At 67.7% G+C, this 24,279-nt stretch carries 21 protein-coding genes and 2 tRNA genes; all 23 read left to right on the forward strand.

All coding sequences use genetic code 11. From position 1 onward, the window contains the following. Window positions 1-162 precede the first annotated feature (162 nt). The 23 genes from tpiA to truB all read left to right on the forward strand — a co-directional run bounded on the left by tpiA (window position 163) and on the right by truB (window position 24,183). Window positions 163-915 carry a triose-phosphate isomerase gene (gene tpiA, locus MWN52_RS07960; protein ID WP_286577384.1) on the forward strand — a complete coding sequence of 251 codons (753 nt, stop codon included), beginning with the start codon at window positions 163-165 and terminating at the stop codon, window positions 913-915. A 68-nt stretch (window positions 916-983) separates the two neighbouring features. Then, on the forward strand, window positions 984-1,388 hold the full coding sequence (gene secG, locus MWN52_RS07965; RefSeq protein ID WP_130534136.1) for a preprotein translocase subunit SecG: 405 nt from the start codon (window positions 984-986) through the stop codon (window positions 1,386-1,388). Window positions 1,389-1,434: 46 nt separating this feature from the next. Further along, window positions 1,435-1,519: transfer RNA gene (locus MWN52_RS07970), tRNA-Leu, on the forward strand. Window positions 1,520-2,561: 1,042 nt separating this feature from the next. After that, window positions 2,562-2,918 carry an NADH-quinone oxidoreductase subunit A gene (locus MWN52_RS07975; protein WP_130521787.1) on the forward strand — a complete coding sequence of 119 codons (357 nt, stop codon included), beginning with the start codon at window positions 2,562-2,564 and terminating at the stop codon, window positions 2,916-2,918. Next, complete coding sequence (locus MWN52_RS07980; protein ID WP_130521786.1) at window positions 2,909-3,463, forward strand: NuoB/complex I 20 kDa subunit family protein; 555 nt, start codon at window positions 2,909-2,911, stop codon at window positions 3,461-3,463. Before MWN52_RS07975 ends, MWN52_RS07980 begins: the two co-directional genes overlap by 10 nt. Before the next feature lie 30 nt (window positions 3,464-3,493). Further along, window positions 3,494-4,246: an NADH-quinone oxidoreductase subunit C gene (locus tag MWN52_RS07985; RefSeq protein ID WP_286577386.1), complete on the forward strand. Its 753-nt coding sequence runs from the start codon at window positions 3,494-3,496 to the stop codon at window positions 4,244-4,246. Beyond that, on the forward strand, window positions 4,243-5,568 hold the full coding sequence (locus MWN52_RS07990) for an NADH-quinone oxidoreductase subunit D (protein WP_130529639.1): 1,326 nt from the start codon (window positions 4,243-4,245) through the stop codon (window positions 5,566-5,568). Before MWN52_RS07985 ends, MWN52_RS07990 begins: the two co-directional genes overlap by 4 nt. Continuing rightward, a complete protein-coding gene (gene nuoE / locus MWN52_RS07995; RefSeq protein ID WP_130521783.1) occupies window positions 5,565-6,092 on the forward strand; it encodes an NADH-quinone oxidoreductase subunit NuoE in 528 nt (175 codons plus the stop codon). Before MWN52_RS07990 ends, nuoE begins: the two co-directional genes overlap by 4 nt. Window positions 6,093-6,096: 4 nt before the next feature. Continuing rightward, a complete protein-coding gene (gene nuoF, locus MWN52_RS08000) occupies window positions 6,097-7,434 on the forward strand; it encodes an NADH-quinone oxidoreductase subunit NuoF (protein WP_130521782.1) in 1,338 nt (445 codons plus the stop codon). Then, entirely contained in the window at window positions 7,431-9,677 is a 2,247-nt protein-coding gene (gene nuoG / locus MWN52_RS08005) for an NADH-quinone oxidoreductase subunit NuoG (RefSeq protein WP_286577387.1), read from the forward strand. Before nuoF ends, nuoG begins: the two co-directional genes overlap by 4 nt. Continuing rightward, complete coding sequence (gene nuoH, locus MWN52_RS08010; protein WP_130521780.1) at window positions 9,674-10,765, forward strand: NADH-quinone oxidoreductase subunit NuoH; 1,092 nt, start codon at window positions 9,674-9,676, stop codon at window positions 10,763-10,765. The genes nuoG and nuoH overlap by 4 nt, the downstream gene beginning before the upstream one ends. A gap of 5 nt (window positions 10,766-10,770) precedes the next feature. Then, window positions 10,771-11,259 (forward strand): NADH-quinone oxidoreductase subunit NuoI, encoded by a 489-nt coding sequence (nuoI, locus tag MWN52_RS08015; protein WP_130521779.1) that lies wholly within the window; start codon window positions 10,771-10,773, stop codon window positions 11,257-11,259. 7 nt (window positions 11,260-11,266) lie between these two features. Continuing rightward, window positions 11,267-11,926 carry an NADH-quinone oxidoreductase subunit J gene (locus MWN52_RS08020; protein ID WP_130529645.1) on the forward strand — a complete coding sequence of 220 codons (660 nt, stop codon included), beginning with the start codon at window positions 11,267-11,269 and terminating at the stop codon, window positions 11,924-11,926. Then, window positions 11,923-12,228 carry an NADH-quinone oxidoreductase subunit NuoK gene (gene nuoK / locus MWN52_RS08025; protein WP_130521777.1) on the forward strand — a complete coding sequence of 102 codons (306 nt, stop codon included), beginning with the start codon at window positions 11,923-11,925 and terminating at the stop codon, window positions 12,226-12,228. Before MWN52_RS08020 ends, nuoK begins: the two co-directional genes overlap by 4 nt. Window positions 12,229-12,235: 7 nt before the next feature. Then, window positions 12,236-14,443 carry an NADH-quinone oxidoreductase subunit L gene (gene nuoL / locus MWN52_RS08030; RefSeq protein WP_286577388.1) on the forward strand — a complete coding sequence of 736 codons (2,208 nt, stop codon included), beginning with the start codon at window positions 12,236-12,238 and terminating at the stop codon, window positions 14,441-14,443. A 19-nt stretch (window positions 14,444-14,462) separates the two neighbouring features. Further along, on the forward strand, window positions 14,463-15,983 hold the full coding sequence (locus MWN52_RS08035; RefSeq protein WP_130521775.1) for an NADH-quinone oxidoreductase subunit M: 1,521 nt from the start codon (window positions 14,463-14,465) through the stop codon (window positions 15,981-15,983). 12 nt (window positions 15,984-15,995) lie between these two features. Next, window positions 15,996-17,465 (forward strand): NADH-quinone oxidoreductase subunit NuoN, encoded by a 1,470-nt coding sequence (gene nuoN, locus MWN52_RS08040; protein WP_286577389.1) that lies wholly within the window; start codon window positions 15,996-15,998, stop codon window positions 17,463-17,465. 60 nt (window positions 17,466-17,525) lie between these two features. Further along, window positions 17,526-17,602: transfer RNA gene (locus tag MWN52_RS08045), tRNA-Met, on the forward strand. Between the two features lie 149 nt (window positions 17,603-17,751). Beyond that, a complete protein-coding gene (gene rimP, locus MWN52_RS08050; RefSeq protein WP_425608096.1) occupies window positions 17,752-18,315 on the forward strand; it encodes a ribosome maturation factor RimP in 564 nt (187 codons plus the stop codon). Window positions 18,316-18,364: 49 nt separating this feature from the next. Next, complete coding sequence (gene nusA / locus MWN52_RS08055; protein WP_130529651.1) at window positions 18,365-19,876, forward strand: transcription termination factor NusA; 1,512 nt, start codon at window positions 18,365-18,367, stop codon at window positions 19,874-19,876. Between the two features lie 95 nt (window positions 19,877-19,971). Continuing rightward, the gene (gene infB / locus MWN52_RS08060) at window positions 19,972-22,680 is read left to right on the forward strand and encodes a translation initiation factor IF-2 (protein WP_165402895.1); all 2,709 of its coding nucleotides are present in this window, start codon (window positions 19,972-19,974) and stop codon (window positions 22,678-22,680) included. Window positions 22,681-22,762: 82 nt separating this feature from the next. Further along, window positions 22,763-23,137 carry a 30S ribosome-binding factor RbfA gene (rbfA, locus tag MWN52_RS08065; protein WP_165402894.1) on the forward strand — a complete coding sequence of 125 codons (375 nt, stop codon included), beginning with the start codon at window positions 22,763-22,765 and terminating at the stop codon, window positions 23,135-23,137. A gap of 155 nt (window positions 23,138-23,292) precedes the next feature. After that, window positions 23,293-24,183: a tRNA pseudouridine(55) synthase TruB gene (gene truB, locus MWN52_RS08070; protein ID WP_425608116.1), complete on the forward strand. Its 891-nt coding sequence runs from the start codon at window positions 23,293-23,295 to the stop codon at window positions 24,181-24,183. Window positions 24,184-24,279 lie beyond the last annotated feature (96 nt).

Below are 24,279 nucleotides of genomic sequence, written 5' to 3' on the forward strand. Positions count from 1 at the left end.
GACGGGAAGAGGGCGCCAGTGTGCATCCCCGGGCAGCGCCCGCGCACGGACGCCGCAGGGGCAGGGCGGGCGGGATGCCCGCGGGTGTGTGGGGCGGCTTCGTCAGCGAGCCACCACGGACGAGGCGGTATGCTGCCCCGCCTGATGTTCATAGGAGTTGTCATGCGCCGCAGGATCGTCGCCGGAAACTGGAAGCTGCACGGCAGCCGCGATTTCGCCACGGCTCTGGTCGGAGAACTGGCAGAAGCCCTGCCCGTGCCGGGTGTCGAAGTGGTGGTGCTGCCGCCGCTGCCTTACCTGGGCGATCTGATCGAGGACTTCGAGGGCAGGCCCATCGCCTTCGGCGCGCAGGACGTCAGCGCCAACGAGAAGGGCGCCTACACCGGCGAGGTCTCCGCCGCGATGCTGGTCGATGTCGGCGCCACCTACGGCCTGGTCGGGCATTCCGAGCGCCGCCAGTACCACCACGAGAGCAGCCAGCTGGTCGCGCGCAAGTTCATGGCCGCGCGCAATGCCGGCCTGTTTCCGGTGCTGTGCGTGGGCGAGACCCTGGAGCAGCGCGAGGCCGGCCAGACCGAGCAGGTCATCGCCGCCCAGCTCGAGCCCGTGCTGGCGCTGGCCGGCAGCGCCGGCTTCGACGGTGCGGTGGTGGCCTACGAGCCGGTCTGGGCGATCGGCACCGGCCGCACCGCGACCCCGCAGCAGGCCCAGGACGTCCATGCGTTCATCCGTGGCGTGGTGGCGCGCGTGGATGCTAGAATCGCCGATTCGTTGCCCCTGCTGTACGGCGGCAGCGTCAAGCCCGACAACGCCGCCGAGCTGTTCGCCCAGCCCGATGTCGACGGCGGGCTGGTCGGAGGCGCCTCGCTGGTGGCCGCCGACTTCCTGGCCATCGCCCGCGCGGCGGCCGGGTAGACACAGACTTCATGGCGCCGTCGCTGCCAAGCGGCGGGGCCTTTCAACGAGAAACACGATCCATGTCGATGTTGATGCTGATCCTCAATGTGGTCTACGTGCTGGTGGCGGTGGCCATCATCGGCCTGGTGCTGATGCAGCGCGGGACCGGCGCCCAGGCCGGCTCCGGCTTCGGTGCGGGCGCTTCGGGCACCGTGTTCGGTGCGCGCGGCGCGTCCAACTTCCTGTCCAAGAGCACCAAGTGGCTGGCCGTGGCGTTCTTCGCCATCAGCCTGTTCATGGCCTGGAGCGCCTCGCGCACCGCGCACACCGGCAGCGCGCAGCAGGATCTGGGCATCATGTCGCAGCAGCCGGTCGCCCCGGCGCCGGCCGACACGGTCGCGCCCGCCGTTTCCGCGCCGGCCGCCCAGCCCGCGCCTTCGGCCCCGGCGCAGCCCGAGGCCACCAAGCCGGCTCCCACTCCGGCCCAGTGACACGTACAATGCCGGCCCGCGCGATGCGAGCCGGCAGGCAAGCTTTGCCCAGGTGGCGGAATTGGTAGACGCACTACCTTGAGGTGGTAGCGGCGAAAGTCGTAGGGGTTCGAGTCCCCTCTTGGGCACCACACAACGCGGTAAACGAAAAGGGCCTTGTCGGGCCCTTTTTCGTTGGTCGCCTTCCGATCAAGAGCTGCGTTGCCTTCGCGCTCTCGCTTCGACAGGGGCAGCGGTCCGGCGGGCAGTGGTCGCTTTTCCCTCGGTCAGGGCATCCTGCCCTGGTTCGGGCGCTCGGCATCCTGCCTCGCTAGGCGCGGCCACCGCCCGCCGGCCGCTGCCTCGCGCGTCAGGTCACAGGGCTTCGGTTTGCGAGGGTGCTCGAACCCCTGCCTCGCGCGCATCGCGATCAGTGGCAGGAAACTATCGACGTGAGGCCCCCTCCCTTTCGCCATAGGCGAAGGGGAGGGCTGGGGAGGGGTCGAGGCTTTACCGGGCAGGCCATCGAAGCACAGCAACAGCAGAAGCACCCCACCCCAGCCCTCCCCTGCGCTGCGCGCAAGGGAGGGGGCAGGGCGCTTGCTCGATGCCTTCGAGTTGGAAGATGTCCTGAGCTATTCGCCGCAGAGCCTCGACCCGGCAGGGGGCGCGGAGAGCGGGCCAGGGGTGGCCTGCGGCGGCGAGTTCGCCGTAGATGGCGGACCGAGCCGAGGAGTCGCGCCCGGCGGGGTCGAGGCTGGGCGGCGAAGTGCGCTTTTCGCCGTCGAAGCGCGCCATGAGCCGCTTCGCGTCCCCGCGCTCTGATGAAGAGCCCTTCCGTCGCCGTCGCCGCCGGAGCCCCGGCCAGGCGCTGCGGGCCTGTCGCGGCGCCAGCAAGGATGGCGAATTCGCGGCACGATCCAAAACCGCGAAATCGTTTACTCGGCAGTTCAGTGACCGCTACAATTGTCAGGTTCGCAGCAGTGTCCGGTACGAGAAGCGGAAGGACACGCGGCGAAGCGCCCGGCCATGCCGGGCCGGATCGGGACGGCAGGGCACTGCCGAGGTCCCGCGCCCGGCCCGTCAACACGGTGGATCCGCAAGGCTGGACCCGTCAGCGACCTCTGCACGCTTCTGCCGCACTGCGGCAGTAGACTGTGCCCCGGTCGCGGGAATTAAAAGAGAGAACTGCGAGTGCTGGCCAATTACCTGCCGAACCTGCTTTTCCTGATCGTCGCCACCGGCATCGGCATCGCGCTGATGATCATCGGTCGCCTCATCGGCCCGCGTCGCCCCGACGCCGAGAAACTCTCCCCCTACGAATGCGGCTTCGAGGCATTCGAGGACGCGCGCATGAAGTTCGATGTGCGCTACTACCTGATCGCCATCCAGTTCATCGTCTTCGACCTGGAAATCATCTTCATCGTGCCGTGGACCCAGGTGTTCATGGACATCGGTGCGCGCTCCCTGGTCACCATGGGCCTGTTCGTGGGCATGCTGTTCCTGGGCTTCATTTACGTCTGGAAGAAGGGAGCGCTCGAATGGGAGTGATCCAAACCATCGACAAGCTGATGACCAACCCGATCCCGGAAGGGCGGGTGGACGACATCCTGCGGCCGGAAGGCGACAACCCGCTGCTGGAAAAAGGCTATGTCACCACCAGCGTCGATGCGCTGATGAACTGGGCCCGCACCGGCTCGATGTGGCCGATGACCTTCGGCCTGGCCTGCTGCGCGGTGGAGATGATGCACGCCGGCGCCGCGCGCCTGGACCTGGACCGCTACGGGGTCGTGTTCCGCCCCAGCCCGCGCCAGTCCGACGTGATGATCGTGGCCGGCACCCTGGTCAACAAGATGGCCCCGGCGCTGCGCAAGGTCTACGACCAGATGCCGGACCCGAAGTGGGTGATCTCGATGGGCAGCTGCGCCAACGGCGGCGGCTACTACCACTATTCCTACTCGGTGGTGCGCGGCTGCGATCGCATCGTGCCGGTCGACGTCTACGTGCCGGGCTGCCCGCCCACGGCCGAGGCGCTGGTCTACGGCATCCTGCAGCTGCAGAAGAAGATCTGGCGCACCCAGACCATCGCCCGCTGATCCACTCCTTTCAGAGCACGCAAAGCCCCCATGGCAGAGCAAGCCCTTTATACCGACACGCTGCGCGCCCGTTTCCCGGACGCGGCCGTGACCGTTTCGCCCTCGGGCGAGACCACCATCGAGGTTCCGCACGCGCTGTGGCACGAGCTGTGCCTGGCGCTGCGCGACGACTTCGGCTTCGAGCAGCTCACCGACCTGTGCGGCGTGGACTACCTCGGCTACGGCAGCGATGAGTGGGATACCTCGGACGTCTCCTCGCAGGGCTTCTCGCGCGGCGTGGAAGGCAAGGCCGTCGGCCGCTTCGCCTGGGGCGAGTTCCCGACCCGCGAGAACGGCAACGCCGGCGGCATCGGTGAGGTGCCGGTGCCGACCAACCGCTTCGCCGCGGTGGCGCACCTGATCTCCTACCAGCACAACCGCCGCGTGCGCCTGCGCTGCTTCGCGCCCAACGACGACGTGCCGGTGGTGGCCTCGGTCACCGATATCTGGCCGGGCGCCAACTGGTTCGAGCGCGAGGCCTTCGACCTGTTCGGCATCGTCTTCGCCGGCCATCCGGACCTGCGCCGCATCCTCACCGACTACGGCTTCGTGGGCCATCCGTTCCGCAAGGATTTCCCGCTGATCGGCAATGTCGAGGTGCGCTACGACGAAGAGCGCAAGCGCGTGGTCTACGAGCCGGTGACCTCGGTCGAGCCGCGCGTGGGCGTGCCGCGCGTGATCCGTGAGGACGCGCGCTACCAGACCGCCGCCGGCGAAGCCGCGGCGCGGGAGTCGAAGTCATGAGCGCACAGATCCAGCCATCGCACGTCAACCAGGCCCACGCGCCTTTCGCGAGCAATCCCGCCGAGGCCCGGCAGGAGATCCGCAACTACACGATGAACTTCGGCCCGCAGCATCCTGCGGCCCACGGCGTGCTGCGCCTGATCCTGGAAATGGACGGCGAGACGGTGGTGCGCGCCGATCCGCATATCGGCCTGCTGCACCGGGGCACCGAGAAGCTGGCCGAGTCCAAGCCGTTCAACCAGTCGATCGGCTACATGGATCGCCTGGACTACGTGTCGATGATGTGCAACGAGCACGCCTACGTGCGCGCCATCGAGACCCTGATGGGCATCGAGGCGCCGGTGCGCGCGCAGTACATCCGCACGATGTTCGACGAGATCACGCGCATCCTGAACCATCTGATGTGGGTCGGTTCCAACGCGCTGGACCTCGGCGCGATGGCGGTGATGCTGTACGCCTTCCGCGAGCGCGAGGAGCTGATGGACTGCTACGAGGCGGTCTCCGGCGCGCGCATGCACGCGACCTACTACCGTCCGGGCGGCGTCTACCGCGACCTGCCGGGGCAGATGCCCAAGTACAAGGAGTCGCCCTGGCACAAGGGCCAGGCGCTCAAGCACCTCAACGCCGCGCGCGAGGGTTCGCTGCTGGACTTCCTGGAGGAGTTCACCAAGACCTTCCCCTCGCGCGTGGACGAATACGAGACCCTGCTGACCGACAACCGCATCTGGAAGCAGCGCACCGTCGGTATCGGCGTGATCTCGCCCGAGCAGGCGCGCGCCTGGGGCATGACCGGCGTGATGCTGCGCGGCTCGGGCATCGAGTGGGACCTGCGCAAGAAGCAGCCCTACGCCAAGTACGACGCGGTGGATTTCGATATCCCGATCGGCCTCAACGGCGACTGCTACGACCGCTACCTGGTGCGCATCGCCGAGATGCGCGAGTCCAACCGCATCATCGCCCAGTGCGTGAAGTGGCTGAAGGCCAACCCGGGCCCGGTGATGATCGAGAACTTCAAGGTCGCGCCGCCCAGCCGCGAGTCCATGAAGGACGACATGGAAGCGCTGATCCACCACTTCAAGCTGTTCTCCGAAGGCTATTGCGTGCCGGCCGGCGAGACCTACAGCGCGGTGGAAGCGCCCAAGGGCGAATTCGGCTGCTACCTGGTCTCCGACGGCGCCAACAAGCCCTTCCGCGTGCACCTGCGCGCGCCGGGCTTCGTGCACCTTTCTTCGATGGACGCGATCGTGGTCGGGCACATGCTGCCCGACGTGGTGGCGATGATCGGTACCTATGATCTTGTCTTTGGTGAGGTGGACCGATGAGGGCCACGGGTAATTTCGAGAACGCGCGCCACGTCGACCCGATGGTCGTGCTGAGCGACGCCACGCGCGCCCATATCGACCACTGGTTGACCAAGTTCCCGCCGGATCGCAAGCGCTCGGCCGTGCTGCAGGGCCTGCACGCCGCGCAGGAGCAGAACGGCGGCTGGCTGACCGACGAGCTGATCGCCGGCGTGGCCAAGTACCTGGAGCTGCCGCCGGTGTGGGCCTACGAGGTCGCCAGCTTCTATTCGATGTTCGAGCTGGAGAAGGTCGGCCGCCACAACGTCGCCTTCTGCACCAACATCAGCTGCTGGCTCAACGGGGGCGAGGAACTGGCGCAGTACGCCGAGAAGAAGCTCGGCTGCAAGCGTGGCCAGTCCACCGCCGACGGCCGCATCTTCCTCAAGCGCGAGGAGGAGTGCCTGGCCGCATGTTCGGCCGCGCCGATGATGGTGATCAACGGCCACTACCACGAGCACCTCACGCCCGAAAAGGTCGATGAGCTGCTGGACGGCCTGGAGTAAGCGCATGGCACATTCCCACCCAGCTTCCACTGGCCCGGTCGGTCCCGCCCCGCAGCCGCATCAGGTGTGCCTGACCACGCTGCACTACGACACCCCGTGGTCGTACGAGAACTACCTCAAGACCGGCGGTTACGCCGCGCTGCGCAAGATCCTCGAAGAGAAGATCAGCCCGGCCGACGTGGTCGAGATGGTCAAGGCCTCCAACCTGCGCGGCCGCGGCGGCGCCGGCTTCCCGACCGGCCTGAAGTGGTCCTTCATGCCCAAGGGCGACATGCAGAAGTACATCCTCTGCAACTCGGACGAGTCCGAGCCGGGCACCTGCAAGGATCGCGACATCCTGCGCTACAACCCGCACTCGGTGGTGGAGGGCATGGCCATCGCCTGCTACGCCACCGGTTCGACCGTGGGCTACAACTATCTGCGTGGCGAGTTCCACCACGAGCCCTTCGAGCATTTCGAGCAGGCCCTGGCCGATGCCTACAAGCACGGCTGGCTGGGCAAGAACGTGCTCGGCTCGGGCGTGGACATCGACATCTACGCCGCGCTGGGCGCCGGCGCCTACATCTGCGGTGAGGAAACCGCGCTGATGGAGTCGCTGGAAGGCAAGAAGGGCCAGCCGCGCTACAAGCCGCCGTTCCCGGCCAACTTCGGCCTGTACGGCAAGCCCTCGACGATCAACAACACCGAGACCTACGCCTCGGTGCCGGCGATCATCCGCAACGGGCCGGAATGGTTCCTGGGCCTGTCCAAGACCAAGAACGGCGGCCCGAAGATCTTCTCGGTGTCCGGCTGCGTGGCCAAGGGCGGCAACTTCGAGGTGCCGCTGGGCACCACGTTCGATGAGCTGCTGGAAATGGCCGGCGGTCTCAAGCCGGGCCGCAAGCTCAAGGCCGCCGTCCCCGGCGGCGTGTCGATGCCGGTGCTGAAGGCCGACCAGCTCAAGGGCCTGCAGATGGACTACGACACGCTGCGCGCGCTTGGCACCGGCCTGGGCTCGGGCGCCATCGTGGTGCTGGACGACAGCGTGTGCTGCGTGCGCTTCGCCTGCCGCATCAGCCAGTTCTTCCACAAGGAATCCTGCGGCCAGTGCACGCCGTGCCGCGAAGGCACCGGCTGGATGCACCGGGTGCTGGAGCGCATCGTCGCCGGCAAGGGCACGATGGAAGACCTGCACCAGCTCAAGGCCGTGGCCGGCCAGATCGAAGGCCACACCATCTGCGCGTTCGGCGAGGCGGCGGCGTGGCCCATCCAGGGCTTCCTGCGCCAGTTCTGGGACGAGTTCGAGTACTACATCGTCAACGGTCGCTCGATCGTCGACGTCCAGCTGGAGGCCGCCGCATGAGCGCCCAACCGGTCGATCCCAACGTCCCGCCCGATCACGTCACCATCGAGATCGATGGCCGCGTCCTGTACGCGCCCAAGGGCTCGATGATCATCCAGGCCGCCGACAAGGCCGGCATCCCGATCCCGCGCTTCTGCTATCACGACAAGCTGTCCATCGCGGCCAACTGCCGCATGTGCCTGGTCGATACCGAAGTCGGCGGTCGCGCCGCGCCCAAGCCTTCGCCGGCCTGCGCCACGCCGGTCGGCGACGGGCTCAAGGTGTTCACGCGCAACGAGAAGGCGCTCAAGTACCAGCGCAGCGTGATGGAGTTCCTGCTGATCAACCATCCGCTGGACTGCCCGATCTGCGATCAGGGCGGCGAGTGTGAACTGCAGGACGTCTCGCTGGGCTATGGCCGCTCGGTCAGCCGCTTCAACGAGCGCAAGCGCGTGGTGCCCGACGAGGACATCGGTCCGCTAGTCGCCACCGAGATGACCCGCTGCATCCAGTGCACGCGCTGCGTGCGCTTCACCGCGGAAGTGGCCGGCACCTACGAGCTGGGCGGCATGTACCGCGGCGAGAACCTGCAGATCGGCACCTACGACGGCAAGCCGCTGACCACCGAGCTGTCGGGCAATGTGGTCGACGTGTGCCCGGTCGGCGCGCTGACCAACAAGGTGTTCCAGTTCCGCGCCCGTCCGTGGGAGCTGCAGGCGCGCGAGTCGCTGGGCTTCCACGACGCGATGGGTTCCAACCTGTACGTGCACGTGCGTCGCGGCGAAGTGCTGCGCACCGTGCCGCGCGACAACGAGGCGGTCAACGAGTGCTGGCTGTCCGACCGCGACCGCTATTCGCACCAGGGCCTGTACGCCGCCGACCGCGCGGTCAAGCCGCTGCAGAAGGTCGATGGCGAGTGGAAGGAAGTGAGCTGGGCCGAGGGCCTGGCCGCCGCCGCCGAGATCCTCAAGGCCCACGCCGGCGATGAGCTCGGCGTGCTGGTCCACCCGGCCACCTCGAACGAGGAGGGCGGCCTGGTGGCGCGCCTGGCCGCGGGCCTGGGCAGCGGCAACCTCGACCATCGCATTCTTGCCAATGACCTGTCCGACGCCGCCGTCGCGCAGCCGTTCGGGCTGCCGCTGGCGCAGATCGAGAAGGCCGGGGCGATCGTGGTGTTCGGCAGCAATGTGCGCCACGAGCTGCCGCTGCTGCACCAGCGCATCCGCAAGGCGGTGCGCAACGGCGCCAAGGTGCACCTGGTCAATCCGGTGGACTTCGACTTCACCTTCAGCGCGGCCAGCAAGACCATCGTGCCGCCGTCGCAGCTGGCCGATGCGCTGGGCGCTTCGGCGCTGCGCGAGGCGGTGCAGGGCGCCAGCTCGGCGGTGGTGATCGTCGGTGCGCTGGCCGAGAACCATCCGCAGGCCGCCGCGCTGCGCAAGGCCGCCGCCGACTTCGCCGCGGCGACCGGCGCGGCGCTGTGCCGCATCCCGCAGGGTGCCAACGCCGTGGGCCTGGCCCGCGCCGGCGTGCTGCCGAGCGCGCGCGACGCGGCCGACATGGTCGCCCAGCCGCGCGCCGCCTATGTGATCTACGGCATCGAGCCGGGCCTGGACTTCGCCCATGGCTTCGCCACGCAGAAGGCGCTGACCGCGGCCAAGGTCGTGGCGTTCAGCCACTTCGCCTGCGCGTCCACTCGGCGCATGGCTGATGTGATCCTGCCGATCGGCGCGCTGCCGGAAATCGAGGCCACGCTGACCAATCTGGACGGCATCGAGCAGCGCACCCAGGCCGGCGGCAAGCTGCCGGGCGAGGCGCGCGAAGGCTGGAAGGTGCTGCGCGCCCTGGGCGGCGTGCTGGGTCTGCCGGGCTTCGACTTCACCGATCTGGCCGGCGCGCGCGCCAGCCTGGACAACCCGGCCGCGGTGACGCCCAAGGCCTCGGCCGCGCCGTCGCTGGCCGGCGAGGGGCTGGAAGTGGTCGCCACCTGCGGCATCTACCGCACCGATGGCTTCGTGCGCCGCGCGCAGGCGCTGCAGGCCCATCCGCTCAACACCGCGCCCGGCATCAGCCTGCATCCGCAGGACGCGCAGGCGCTGGGTCTGGGCGAAGGGCAGGTGGCCAAGGTGCAGGCCGCCGATGGAACGGCCACCTTGCCGGTGGCGATCAATGACCGTGTCGCGCCGGGGTCGGCGTGGATCGAGTCGGGCCACGGCGCCACCGCGCCGATCGGCGCCGGCCGGGTGAAGGTGGTGGCTGCATGAACGAGCTGTTGATCAATGGCGTCAGCCCCCTGCGCGACTGGCTGCTCAGCCTGGGCGCGGGCGGCCTGATCGTGTGGATCGTGCTGAAGATCCTGGTGATCACCATGCCGGTGATCATCACGGTGGCCTTCTACGTGGTCTGGGAACGCAAGCTGATCGGCTGGATGCACGTGCGCCACGGGCCGATGTACGTGGGCATGGGCATCCTCCAGGCCTTCGCCGACGTGTTCAAGCTGCTGTTCAAGGAGATCATCCAGCCGGCCAGCGCGCAGAAGACGATCTACGTCCTGGCGCCGCTGATCACGCTGGCGCCGGCCTTCGCGGCCTGGGCGGTGATTCCCTTCGACGCGCAGCTGGTGCTGTCCAACGCCAACGCCGGCCTGCTGTACCTGTTGGCGATGACCTCGCTGGGTGTGTACGGCATCATCCTGGCCGGCTGGGCGTCCAACTCCAAGTACGCCTTCCTGGGCGCGCTGCGTTCGGCCGCGCAGGTGGTCAGCTACGAGATCGCGATGGGCTTCGCCTTGGTCGGCGTGATGATCGCCGCTGGCAGCCTCAACCTGTCCAGCATCGTCGAGGCCCAGCGCGGCAACGCCGGCTTGTTCGAGTGGTACTGGCTGCCGCTGTTCCCGCTGTTCATCGTGTACTGGGTGTCCGGCGTGGCCGAGACCAACCGCGCGCCGTTCGACGTGGTGGAAGGCGAATCGGAAATCGTCGCCGGCCACATGGTGGAGTACTCCGGCTCGGCGTTCGCGCTGTTCTTCCTGGCCGAATACGCCAACATGATCCTGGTCAGCTTCCTGGTCTCGATCTTCTTCATGGGCGGCTGGCTGAGCCCGATCCAGGGCTGGGTCACCGCCGATGTCTCGCCGTGGATCGACTGGGTCTGGAAGGGCGGCTGGCCGTGGCTGTTCGCCAAGGTCGTGTTCTTCATGAGCGCCTACATCTGGTTCCGCGCCAGCTTCCCGCGCTACCGCTATGACCAGATCATGCGGCTGGGCTGGAAGATCTTCATCCCCCTGACCATCGTGTGGATCGCCGTGACCGCGCTGATGGTGTTCTACGGCGTCATCCAGCGAGGCGCCTGACCGACATGAACAAGATCACCCATTACTTCAAGAGCCTGCTGCTGCTCGAACTGCTGCAGGGCCTGTGGCTGACGTTCAAGTACACGTTCAAGCCCAAGTACACGATGATGTACCCGATGGAGAAGTTCCCGCAGTCGCCGCGGTTCCGCGGGCTGCACGCGCTGCGCCGCTATCCCAACGGGGAAGAGCGCTGCATCGCCTGCAAGCTGTGCGAGGCGGTCTGCCCGGCGCTGGCCATCACCATCGATTCGACCAAGCGCGAGGACGGCACCCGCCGCACCACGCGCTATGACATCGACCTGTTCAAGTGCATCTACTGCGGCTTCTGCGAGGAAAGCTGCCCGGTGGACTCCATCGTGGAAACCCACGTGCTGGAGTACCACTTCGAGAACCGTGGCGAGAACGTCGTCACCAAGCCGCAGCTGCTGGCCATCGGCGACCGACTCGAGTCGGAAATCGCCGAACGCCGCGCCGCCGACGCCGCTTTCCGCTGAGGACGAGATGGACTGGATCAACATCAGCTTCTGGATCTTCGCCGCCGTCGCCGCTGTCTCGGGCGCTGCGGTGATCAGCGTGCGCAACCCCGTGCACGCGGTCCTGTTCCTCATCCTGACCTTCTTCAGCGTCGCCTGCGTCTGGCTGCTGGTCGGCGCCGAGTTCCTCGGCGTGGCCCTGATCCTGGTGTACGTCGGCGCGGTGATGGTGCTGTTCCTGTTCGTGGTGATGATGCTGGACATCGACGTGGCACAGCTGCGCCAGGGCTGGGTCAGGTTCCTGCCGGTGGGCCTGCTGGTGGCCGTGGTCATGCTGGTGCAGATGCTGGTGCTGATCGGGGTCAAGGCCAAGGCCGGCGCCGCGCTGCCGGACAACGCCGCCGCCGCGGCCGCCGAGACCTCCAACATCACCTGGCTGGCGCGCTCGCTGTTCACCGAGTTCCTGCTGCCGTTCGAGTTCGCCGCGGTGATCCTGACCGTGGCGGTGATCGCCGCGGTGATGCTGACCCTGCGCAAGCGCGAGGGCGTCAAGACGCAGGACCCGTCCGAACAGACCCGGGTCAAGGCGCGCGACCGCTTCCGCATGGTGCGCATGGAACCCGTGCGCCCGGTGGCGCCGGTCGTCGAAACCCCGGCCCAAGACGGTGCCCAGGAGGCCAAGTCGTGATCACCCTCGGACACCTGCTTGCGCTCGGCGCGGTGCTGTTCTGCATCTCGCTGGCCGGCATCTTCCTCAACCGCAAGAACGTGATCGTGCTGCTGATGTCGATCGAGCTGATGCTGCTCTCGGTCAACATCAACTTCGTGGCCTTCTCGCGCCAGCTGGGCGACACGGCCGGCCAGCTGTTCGTGTTCTTCATCCTCACCGTGGCCGCGGCCGAGGCCGCGATCGGCCTGGCGATCCTGGTCGCGCTGTTCCGCAGCCGGCGCACGATCAACGTGGCCGAAGTCGACTCCCTCAAGGGCTGATGTACTGATGACGGGCCAACTTCTCCTTTCCAAGTCCGTGCTGCTGGCCGTGGTGCTCGCGCCATTGCTGGGCAGCATCATCGCCGGCCTGTTCGGGCGGCAGGTCGGCCGTGCCGGCGCGCATACCGTCACCATCCTGGGCGTGGCCGTCAGCTGCGCGCTGTCGTGCTGGACGCTGTACCAGCTGGTGTGGGGCGGGGCGTCGCCGTTCAACGAGAACCTGTACACCTTCTTCGACGTCGGCAGCTTCCAGGGCCATGTCGGCTTTATGGTCGACCGCCTGACGGCGATGATGATGGTGGTGGTGACCTTCGTCTCGCTGCTGGTGCACGTCTACACCATCGGCTACATGGCCGACGATCCGGGCTACCAGCGCTTCTTCAGCTACATCTCGCTGTTCACCTTCTCGATGTTGATGCTCGTGATGAGCAACAACTTCCTGCAGCTGTTCTTCGGCTGGGAAGCGGTGGGCCTGGTGTCCTACCTGCTGATCGGCTTCTGGTTCAAGCGCCCCACGGCCGTGTTCGCCAACCTCAAGGCCTTCCTGGTCAACCGCGTGGGCGACTTCGGCTTCCTGCTCGGTATCGCTGCGGTGCTGATGGCCTTCCGCACGCTGGACTACGCCACCGTGTTCTCCTACGCGCCGCTGGCCGCCAATGCCAAGCTGGCCCAGGTCTGGCCGCAGGTCGAGGGCCTGCAGCAGGCGTTCGAGTGGATCGGCGGCTGGTCGCTGATGACGGTGATCTGCATCGGGCTGTTCATCGGCGCGATGGGCAAGTCGGCCCAGGTGCCGCTGCACGTGTGGCTGCCCGACTCGATGGAAGGCCCGACCCCGATCTCGGCGCTGATCCACGCCGCCACGATGGTCACCGCGGGCATCTTCATGGTGGCGCGCATGTCGCCGCTGTTCGAGCTGTCGCAGACCGCGCTGAACTTCATTCTGTTCATCGGTGCGACCACGGCCTTCTTCACCGGCCTGATCGGCATCGTGCAGAACGACATCAAGCGCGTGGTCGCGTACTCCACGCTGTCCCAGCTGGGTTACATGACCGTGGCCCTGGGCGTGTCGGCCTACAGCGCCGGCGTGTTCCACCTGATGACCCACGCCTTCTTCAAGGCGCTGCTGTTCCTGGGCGCCGGCTCGGTGATCATCGGCATGCACCACGAGCAGGACATGCGCAAGATGGGCGGCCTGCGCAAGTACATGCCGATCACCTATGTGACCATGATCATCGGCACGCTGGCCCTGGTCGGGACGCCGTTCTTCTCCGGCTTCTATTCCAAGGACACCATCATCGAGGCCGCCGCGCACCATGCGCACGTCTCGCACAACTGGATCGCCACCTACGGCTACTGGGCGGTGCTGGGCGGCGTGCTGATCACCAGCTTCTACAGCTTCCGTCTGCTGTTCCTGACCTTCCACGGCGCCGAGCGCTTCCGCGATGTGGCGCACGACGATCATGGCCATGGTCATGACCACGCGCATCACGACGCGCATCACGACGCGCACGGCGATGCCGAGCACACCGATGCCGAGGCCCAGGTCCACGGTCATGACGATCACGGCCACCACGGTCCGCACATCCCGCACGAGTCGCCCTGGGTGGTGACCCTGCCGCTGATCCTGCTGGCCATCCCCTCGGTGCTGATCGGCTTCTTCACCATCGGTCCGATGCTGTTCGGCACCGACTGGGCCGGCCACCACGCCGAAGGCGGCGTGCCGGGCCAGGCCGTGAAGTTCTTCACCGGCATCATCGATTTCTACGATCCCGCGCGCGACACCGTCGGCGCGCTGGCCGAGGAGTTCCATGGTCCGGTGGCCTTCGCGCTGCACGGCTTCCTGGGCGTGCCGTTCTGGCTGACCCTGGCCGGCTTCGCCCTGGCCGCGGTGCTGTACCTGGTGCTCTCGCCGGAATGGCCGGCCAGGCTGCGCCAGCGCTTCTCCGGTCTGGTCAAGATCCTGGAGGCCAAGTACGGCTTCGACATCCTGTGGATCGACGGCTTCGCCGGCGGCGGTCTGCAGCTGGGCAGGATCTCGCGCTGGATCGACACCCGCATCATCGATGGCGTCTTCGTCAACGGCAGCGCTCGCGTGGTCGAGCTGGCCTCGCAGCTGCTGCGCCGCACCCAATCCGGTTTCCTCTACCACTATGCGTTCGCCATGATCATCGGCCTGGTTGCACTGCTGGCCGTCGTGTCTTGGGCCTGGCGCTGATCTGTACGGATACGAACACGTGTCGAACTTGCTGAGCATTCTGATCTGGCTGCCGATCCTCGGCGGTGCCCTGGCACTGGCGATGGGCACCGGCCGCGCCCAGGCCGCCCGCTGGCTGGCGCTGGTCGTGGCCCTGCTGACCTTCCTGGCGAGCCTGCCGCTGCTGATCCACTTCCAGTGGGGCAGTGCGGACATGCAGTTCGTCGAGAAGCACGCCTGGGTGCCGGCCTTCGACATCTGGTACGCCCTGGGCGCCGACGGCATCTCGGTCTCGCTGATCGTGCTGACCACGCTGACCACGGTGCTGGCGCTGATCGGCGCCTGGACGGCGGTGGACAAGCGCGTCAACCAGTACGTGGCCGCCTTCCTGATGCTCGAGGGCATGATGGTCGGCGTGTTCTGCGCCACCGACGCGATGCTGTTCTACGTGTTCTTCGAGGCGATGCTGATCCCGATGTTCCTGATCATCGGTGTCTGGGGCGGCCCGCGCCGCATCTACGCCTCGGTCAAGTTCTTCCTGTACACCTTCCTCGGCTCGGTGCTGATGCTGGTCGGCCTGGTCTACCTGTACATCAAGGGTGGCCAGCTGGGTCATGCCAGCTTCCAGTTCGCCGACCTGTACGTGCTGCCGCTGACCGCCAAGGAACAGACCTGGCTGTTCTTCGCCTTCCTGATCGCCTTCGCGGTCAAGGTGCCGATGTTCCCGGTCCACACCTGGCTGCCCGACGCGCACGTGGAGGCGCCGACCGCCGGCTCGGTGATCCTGGCGGCGATCATGCTGAAGATCGGTGGCTACGGCTTCCTGCGCTTCTCGCTGCCCATCACGCCCGATGCGGCGCATGAGTGGGGCACGCTGGTCATCGTGCTGTCGCTGATCGGCGTGGTCTACGTCGGCCTGGTGGCGCTGGTCCAGGAGGACATGAAGAAGCTGATCGCCTATTCGTCGGTCTCGCACATGGGCTTCGTGACCCTGGGCACCTTCATCGCCTCGGGTCTGCTGCGCGACTACGACAACGTCGATGCGGCGCGCCTGGGCCTGCAGGGCGCGATGGTGCAGATGATCTCGCACGGCTTCGTCTCCGGTGCGATGTTCTCCTGCGTGGGCGTGGTCTACGACCGCATGCACACGCGCATGATCAAGGACTACGGCGGCGTGGCCAATGTGATGCCGTGGTTCGCGGTGTTCTTCGTATTCTTCGGCATGGCCAACTCCGGCCTGCCGGGCACCAGCGGCTTCGTCGGCGAGTTCATGGTCATCCTGGCCAGCTTCCAGAAGCACCCCTACATCGCCTTCATCGCCGCGCTGACCCTGATCATCGGCGCCGGCTACACGCTGTGGCTGGTCAAGCGCGTGCTGTACGGCGAGGTCGCCAACAGCCACGTGGCCGAGCTGACCGACATCAACTGGCGCGAGGCGCTGGTGCTGGGGGTGTTCGCGGCCGGCACGCTGGCGCTGGGTGTCTATCCCAAGCCGCTGACCGACCTGCTGGAACCCTCGATCGCGCAACTGGCGATGCAGCTCGCCACCAGCAAGCTGTAAGGACTTCACGCCATGGCCGCTCCAATGCTTCCTTCCGCCCCCGTCACCGACCTGTTGCCGATCATCCCGGAACTGGTCGTCGTCGCCGGCGCCTTCGCGCTGCTGATCCTGGACGTGTTCCTGGACGCGCGCCGCCGCGCCATCACCCATGGCCTGACCCTGCTGGTGCTGGCGGTGACCTTCGTCCTGCTGGTCAGCCACAGCGGTGTGGACCTCTCGCAGGGCCCGGCCCACGTCTTCCACGACATGTTCGTGCGCGATGCCCTGGCCGATGTGACCAAGGCCGCGATCGTGCTGGTCTCGGGCCTGTCGCTGATCTACGGCTGGCCTTACCTGCGCGAGCGCAATCTCTATCCGGGCGAGCTGCCGGTGCTGGTGCTGTTCGCCACCGCCGGCATGATGATGCTGGTCTCGGCCGGTAGCCTGGTCATGGTCTACCTGGGCCTGGAGCTGCTGTCGCTGTGCTCGTACGCGATGGTCGGCATGAACCGCGACAACGGCCTGTCCACCGAAGCGGCGATGAAGTACATCGTGCTCGGCTCGATCGCCTCGGGTCTGCTGCTGTACGGCATGTCGCTGGTGTACGGCGCGACCGGTTCGCTGGATCTGGCCCAGATCAACGGCGCGATCGCCGGCATCACCGATCGCCCGATGCTGCTGACCGGCATGGTGTTCATGGTCTGCGGCATCGCCTTCAAGCTGGGCGCCGCGCCGTTCCACATGTGGCTGCCGGACGTCTACCAGGGCGCGCCGACCCCGATCACGCTGTTCATCAGCTCCGGTCCCAAGCTGGCGGCCTTCGCCATGGCCTATCGCGTGCTGGAGCAGGGCGTGGGCCCGACCCAGCCGCAGTGGCATCTGCTGATGGCCGCCCTGGCGACGCTGTCGCTGGTGATCGGCAACGTGGTGGCCATCGCCCAGACCAACCTCAAGCGCATGCTGGCGTATTCGACCGTGTCGCACGTGGGCTTCCTGATCCTGGGCCTGGCCGGCGGCGGTGCGGAAGGCTATGCGGCGGCGCTGTTCTACGGCATCGCCTATGCGCTGATGTCGGCGGCTTCGTTCGGCGCGATCCTGGTGCTCTCGCGCGCCGGCTTCGAGGCCGACACGATCGACGACTTCAAGGGCCTGAGCGCGCGCAGTCCGTGGATGGCCGGCATGGTGCTGTGCGTGATGGCCTCGCTGGCCGGCGTGCCGCCGTTCCTGGGCTTCTGGGCCAAGCTGGTGGTGCTGCGCGCCGCGGTCAACGGCGACCTGATGTGGCTGGCGCTGGTGGGCGTGGTGTGCGCGGTGATCGGCGCGTTCTACTACCTGCGCGTGATCAAGGTGATGTATTTCGATGAGCCGGTGGGTTCCCTTCCGGTGCCGCGTTCAGGTAAACTGGTCCCCGTGGTGTTTGGTGTCAATGCACTGGGTCTGCTGGTGCTGGGAATCGCCTGGAATCCGGTGATGACCTGGTGCAAAGCCGCTTTCGGCATTTGATACAAAAGAAGTTTCAGGGCTTGCATAAATCCCGCTGATTCTTCATAATTCCGCTTCTGCTGCGGGGTGGAGCAGTCTGGCAGCTCGTCGGGCTCATAACCCGAAGGTCGCAGGTTCAAATCCTGCCCCCGCTACCAAGTTTCCGGCATCGAAGTCCGCTTCGATCGCCAGGAGCCTGGGCTCGTAGAAACGCTTGTTCCCGTTTCTACATCCAGCGTCATCGGAAAAGGGCCCATTGGGCCCTTTTCCGTTTCTGAAAAAAGCATTACGACGAGACTTCCGCCACGTGAGCGACAAGGCCACCGAGATCGCACAGCTGCTGCAGCCCACCGTTCAGGCCTTGGGCCTCGAGCTGCTGGGCGTGGAATACCTGCCGGCCACCGGCAACGCCACGCTGCGCCTGTACATCGACGTGCTAGAGGCCGAGCGCGAGACGCGCGTGGTCAACATCGACGACTGCGAGGCGGTCAGCCGCGAGGTCTCGGCCCAGCTGGACGTGGAAGACCCGATCAGCGGCAATTACACGCTGGAAGTGTCCTCGCCCGGCGTGGATCGCCCGCTGTTCACCGCGGCGCAGTTCGCGCGCTTCATCGGCGAGGAGGCCAAGGTCGTGCTGAAGCTGCCGCAGGACGGGCGCCGCCGGCTGCAGGGCCGCATCGTGTCGGTCGAGGGCGAGGCGATCACGCTGGCCTTCGACAACCAGCAGATGACCATCGCCGGCGACAACCTGGACAAGGCCCGGCTGATGCCCGACTGGGTCGCGCTGGGCCTGGCGCCGCAGCCGAAGAAGAAAGACGTGGGTGCCGGCAAGGGCAAGAAGAAGCCTGCCGCGCCCAAGCAAGTGCATTGATACCAACCCAACCCAACGACGGCCCGCGTGGTCGCGCTCGGAGTGATAGATGAGTAAGGAATTGTTGCTGGTGGTGGATGCGGTCGCCAACGAAAAAGGCGTGCCGCGCGAGGTGATCTTCGAGGCCATCGAGGCCGCGTTGGCGTCCGCCGCCAAGAAGCGCTATCCCGACCAGGACGTGCTGGTACGCGTGTCCATCGACCAGAAGGACGGCACCTACGAGACCTTCCGCCGCTGGGAAGTGGTGGCCGACGACGTGGTCATGGAGTCGCCCGATCGCCAGATCCGCCTGATGGACGCGGTCGACGAGGCCGAAGGCGTCGAGGTGGGCGACTACATCGAGGAGCAGATCGAGAACCCCGATTTCGGCCGCATCGCCGCCCAGGCCGCCAAGCAGGTCATCGTGCAGCGCGTGCGCGAGGCCGAGCGCGCGCAGGTGGTCGATGCGTGGAAGGATCGCGTCGGCGAGCTGGTCACCGGCATCGTCAAGCGCGCCGAGCGCGGCAACATCTACGTGGACCTGGGCGGCAACGCCGAGGCCTTCATCGCCAAGGACAAGGGCATCCCGCGCGACGTGCTGCGCGCCGGCGACCGTGTGCGCGGCTACCTGTTCGACGTGCGTTCCGAGCCGCGTGGCCCGCAGCTGTTCATCAGCCGCGCCGCGCCGGAATTCATGATGGAGCTGTTCAAGCTGGAAGTGCCGGAAGTGGGCCAGGGCCTGGTCGAGATCAAGGCCTGCGCGCGTGATCCGGGCGACCGCGCCAAGATCGCCGTGCTCGCCCACGACACCCGCACCGATCCGATCGGCGCGTGCATCGGCATGCGCGGTTCGCGCGTGCAGGCGGTGAGCAACGAGCTCAACGGCGAGCGCGTGGACATCGTGCTGTGGAACGACAACCCGGCCAACTTCGTCATCAACGCGATGGCGCCGGCCGAGGTGCAGTCGATCATCGTCGACGAGGACCGCCATTCGATGGATCTGGCCGTGGCCGAGGACCGCCTGGCCCAGGCCATCGGCAAGGGCGGGCAGAACGTGCGCCTGGCCAGCCGCCTGACCGGCTGGCAGCTCAACGTGATGACCCAGGACCAGGTCGCGGCCAAGTCCGAGGCCGAGCAGGGCGTGGCCCGCCAGCTGTTCATGGACAAGCTGGAAGTGGACGAGGAGATCGCGCAGATCCTGGTCGCCGAAGGGTTCAGCACGGTCGAGGAAATCGCCTACGTCCCGGTCGGCGAGCTGCTGGCGGTGGAGGGCTTCGACGAGGACATCGTCGAGGAACTGCGCGCCCGCGCCCGCGACGCGCTGCTCAACGAGGCGCTGGCCGCCGAGGAGAGCGCCGAGGGCGACGGCCCGTCCGCCGACCTGCTGGCCCTGGACGGCATGGACGAGGCCACCGCCTACGCCCTGGCCTCGCACGGCGTGCGGACCAGCGAGGACCTGTCGGACCTGGCGGCCGACGAGGTGATGGAGTTCGGCATCGATGGGCTAGACGAGGCCCACGCCGCCGCGCTGATCCTGGCCGCCCGCGCCGAGGAGATCGCCCGCCTGGAGCGTGGCGAATGAGCCGGCCATGAACATCGCCCTGAATCCTTCAGGGTTTAGAATTCGCGTTTCCCTTGCTCTGGGCGAGGGGGCGCCAACCAGATCATAGGATCCGAATGTCGCAGCAAACCACCATCCGCAAGCTCGCCGAACTGGTCAACACGCCGGTCGACAAACTGATCGAACAGCTGGCCGAGGCCGGCATGAAGTTCAGTGGCCCCGATCAGGAAGTGTCCAGCACCGAAAAGATGAAGCTGCTCGGCTTCCTGCGTCGCACCCACGGCAAGGCCGACGGTGAGACCGAGGAGGCCGCGGCCTCGCGGAAGATCACCCTGGCGCGCCGCAAGGTGCAGGAAGTGACGGTCAAGTCCGGCCGCAGCAACTCCACCGTGGCCGTGGAGGTGCGCCAGAAGCGCACCTACGTCAAGCCGACCGAGGCCCAGGCCAGCGAGGCGCGCCGCGCCGGCAGTGCCGCGGCCGCCAACGGCGGCGACGAGCGCGCCGAGATCCTGCGCAAGCTGGAAGAGTCGCGCCAGCGCAATCTGGCCGAACAGCAGCGCCTGGCCGAGGTCGACCGCGCGCGCGCCGAGGAAATCGAGCGCAAGCGCCAGGAAGAGCTCGCCGCGCGCGCCGCCGCCGAGGCCGAGGCCCGCGCCGAGGCGCAGTCCGAGGACGAGGAGGCGGTCGCCGAGGAACCGGCGGCGCCGTCGGCCCCGCCGGCGCGCACGCCCATCGACGAGCGCAACGGCCCGATCGCCGGCATGTCCTCGATCCGCGTCCCGGCCAAGCCCGCCGCCCCGCGCAGCACACCGGCCCCCGCGCGCAAGGAGCCCGAGCGTGGCGCCGGCGCGGCCGCGGCCAAGCACAAGACCCGCGGCTCGCACGCGATGGTCGCCGGCGTCGAGGACGACGACAGCACCCAGCGCTTCGCCGGGCAGCTGCACCTGTCGGCCGCCGACCGCGCCCGTCGTGGCGCCGCGCGCGGCAAGCCCAAGGCGCGTCGCCAGCTCGAGCAGAGCCGCGGCGGTTCGGGCAGCCACCAGTTCGAGCGTCCGACCGCGCCGGTCGTGCGCGAAGTGGCCATCGGCGATGCGATCAGCGTCGGCGACCTGGCTTCGAGGCTCGCGCTCAAGGGCGGCGATGTGGTCAAGGCGCTGTTCAAGATGGGCGTGATGGCCACCATCACCCAGACCATCGACCACGACACCGCCGCGCTGGTCACCGAGGAACTGGGTCACAAGGTGGTCAAGGCCAATACCGATTCGGCCGAGGACGCGCTGCTGGCCCACACCGAGGAAGTGCAGGGCGATCAGGCCCCGCGTCCGCCGGTGGTCACCATCATGGGTCACGTCGACCACGGCAAGACCTCGCTGCTGGACTACATCCGCCGCACCAAGGTCGCCACCGGCGAGGCCGGCGGCATCACCCAGCACATCGGCGCCTACCACGTCGAAACCGCCAACGGCGTCATCAGCTTCCTGGATACCCCGGGCCATGCGGCGTTCACCGCCATGCGTGCGCGCGGCGCCAAGCTGACCGACATCGTGGTCCTGGTCGTGGCCGCCGACGATGGCGTGATGCCGCAGACGATCGAGTCGGTGCAGCAGGCCAAGGCGGCCGGCGTGCCGCTGATCGTGGCGATCAACAAGATGGACAAGTCCGACGCCGACCCGCTGCGCGTGAAGAACGAGCTGCTGGCCCACGACGTGGTCGCCGAGGAGTTCGGCGGCGACACCCAGTTCATCGAGCTGTCGGCCAAGACCGGCCAGGGCGTGGATGCGCTGCTGGACGCGATCAGCCTGCAGGCCGAGGTGCTGGAACTGCGCGCCGTGCCCGAGGGCCGCGCCACCGGTACGGTCATCGAGTCCTCGCTGGACAAGGGCCGCGGCCCGGTCGCCACCGTGCTGGTCCAGCAGGGCCTGCTCAAGAAGGGCGATTACCTGGTCTGCGGCATCCAGTACGGCCGCGTGCGCGCGCTGTTCGACGAGACCGGCGGCCAGCCGGCCTCGGCCGGCCCGTCGATCCCGGTGCAGGTCCTGGGCCTGTCCGGCGTGCCCGATGCGGGCGACGACTTCGTGGTCGTCGACGACGAGCGCCTGGCCAAGGACGTGGCCCAGCAGCGCGATGCCAAGCGCCGCGAGTCGCGTCTGGTGGCCTCGGCCGGCAGCCGCATGGAAGACATCATGGCCCAGCTGGGCAAGGGCGAGGGCCAGCTGAGCCTCAACCTGATCGTCAAGGCCGACGTGCAGGGTTCGGTGGAAGCGCTGCGCCATTCGCTGGTGGCGCTGTCCAACGAAGACATCCGCATCAACATCATCAGCTCCGGCGTGGGCGGCATCACCGAGTCGGACGCCAACTCGGCGGTCGCCTCCAAGGCCACGATCATCGGCTTCAACGTGCGTGCCGACGCCTCGGCCCGCCGCATCGTCGAAGCCAATGGCGTGGACATGCGCTACTTCTCGATCATCTATGACGTGATCGACCAGGTGAAGCAGGTGGCGTCCGGTCTGCTGGGCGTGGAGATCCGCGAGGAGATCATCGGTATCGCCCAGGTGCGCGACGTGTTCCGCAGCTCCAAGTTCGGCGCGGTGGCCGGCTGTATGGTCATCGAGGGCGTGGTCAAGCGCTCCAAGCCGATCCGCGTGCTGCGCGACAACACGGTCATCTTCGAGGGCGAGCTGGAATCGCTGCGCCGCTTCAAGGAGAACGTGGACGAAGTGCGCAACGGCACCGAGTGCGGCATCGGCGTGAAGGCCTACAACGACGTCAAGGCCGGCGACCAGATCGAGTGCTTCGAGCGCATCGAGGTGCAGCGCACGCTGTGATCGCGCCCGTCTGCGCCGCGGCGGTTCCTTCCAGGAATCGCCGCCGGCGCAGGCGCCGTGATCGCCGCATCGCTCGATTGCCATGCCGACCAAATCCTTCCATCGCACCGACCGCGTCTCCGCCCAGCTCCGCCGCGAGCTGGGCACGCTGGTGCACGAAGCCGTGCGCGAGCACGGCCTGCCGTCGGTCAGCGTGTCCGACGTCGAGGTCACCCGCGACCTGGCCCACGCCAAGGTGTTCGTCACCGCCCTGATGCCCGAACGCTCCACCGAGGCGGTCAAGGGCCTGAAGGAACTGGCGCCGCAGATCCGCTACGCCCTGGCGCGTGCAGTGAAGATGCGCCACGTGCCTGAACTGCATTTCCACTACGACGATTCGGTCGACCGCGGCGAGCGCATCGAGACGCTGCTGCGCGAGAATCCGCTGCCGCCCGAATCCGGATCCGACCAGGACTGATGACCGCCACCGACGCCGCCGCGATGCCGGACGCCGACGGTGCCGGACGCGGCGGTTCGGCGCGCGCCGACCAGCCGCGCGGCAAGCGCCCGCAGCGCCCGCGCACCAAGTTCCGCCGCGTCGACGGCATCCTGCTGCTGGACAAGCCCGGCGGCATGAGCTCCAACCAGGCCCTGCAGCGGGCCCGGCACCTGTTCGGCGCGGAGAAGGGCGGCCATACCGGCGCGCTCGATCCGCTGGCCACCGGCCTGCTGCCGCTGTGCTTCGGCGAGGCGACCAAGATCGCCGGCAGCCTGCTGGGCTCCGCCAAGGCCTACGACACCGTGGCCCGGCTGGGCCAGGTCACCGATACCGACGATGCCGAAGGCCAGGTGCTGCGCGAGCGGCCGGTCCAGGCCTATCCGATCGACCGCCTCGACGCGGCGCTGCGCGCGCTGACCGGGCACCTGCAGCAGCGCCCGCCGATCTATTCGGCGCTCAAGCGCGGCGGTGAGCCGCTGTACGCCAAGGCCCGGCGCGGTGAGGTGGTGGAGGTCGAGACTCGCCCGGTCTACGTGCGCGCCTTCGAGCTGCAGTCGGCCGCCGACCTGCTCGACGCCGGTCAGCCGCTGCTGCGTCTGCATGTCGAATGCGGCTCGGGCACGTATGTGCGCAGCCTGGTGCGTGACCTCGGCGAGGCGCTGGGCTGTGGCGCGCACGTGGCCCAGCTGCGCCGGCTGTGGGTCGACCCGTTCCGCGAGCCGCGCATGTGGACCCTGGAGCAGCTCGAGGCCCTGGCCGAGCGCGACCCGCGCAGCCTGCAGGCCTGCCTGCTGCCGGTCGAGGCCGGCATGGTCGGCCTGCCGCGCATCGACCTGACCGACGAGGCCGCCGCGCGCCTGCGGCAGGGCCAGCGCCTGACCGGCGTGCCCGGCCCGGCCGGGACCGTGGCCGTGTTCGCCGAGTCCGGCCAGGTGCTGGGAATGGGACAGCTGTCCAAGGATGGGCTGCTTTCGCCCCAGCGGCTGTTCAACTGGCCGACCGGCGGCGCGGCGTCATCGGCCTGAAACCTTGTGCCACCGGGTGCTGGCCCCTACAATACCGCGGCCTTTTCAGGCCCTTGGCCGATCCCGGCCTTCACTCACCATTGCAAGCGGCGGACC

The sequence above is a fragment of the Pseudoxanthomonas winnipegensis genome (genome assembly GCF_030322905.1).
Classification (GTDB): Bacteria; Pseudomonadota; Gammaproteobacteria; order Xanthomonadales; family Xanthomonadaceae; genus Pseudoxanthomonas_A; species Pseudoxanthomonas_A winnipegensis.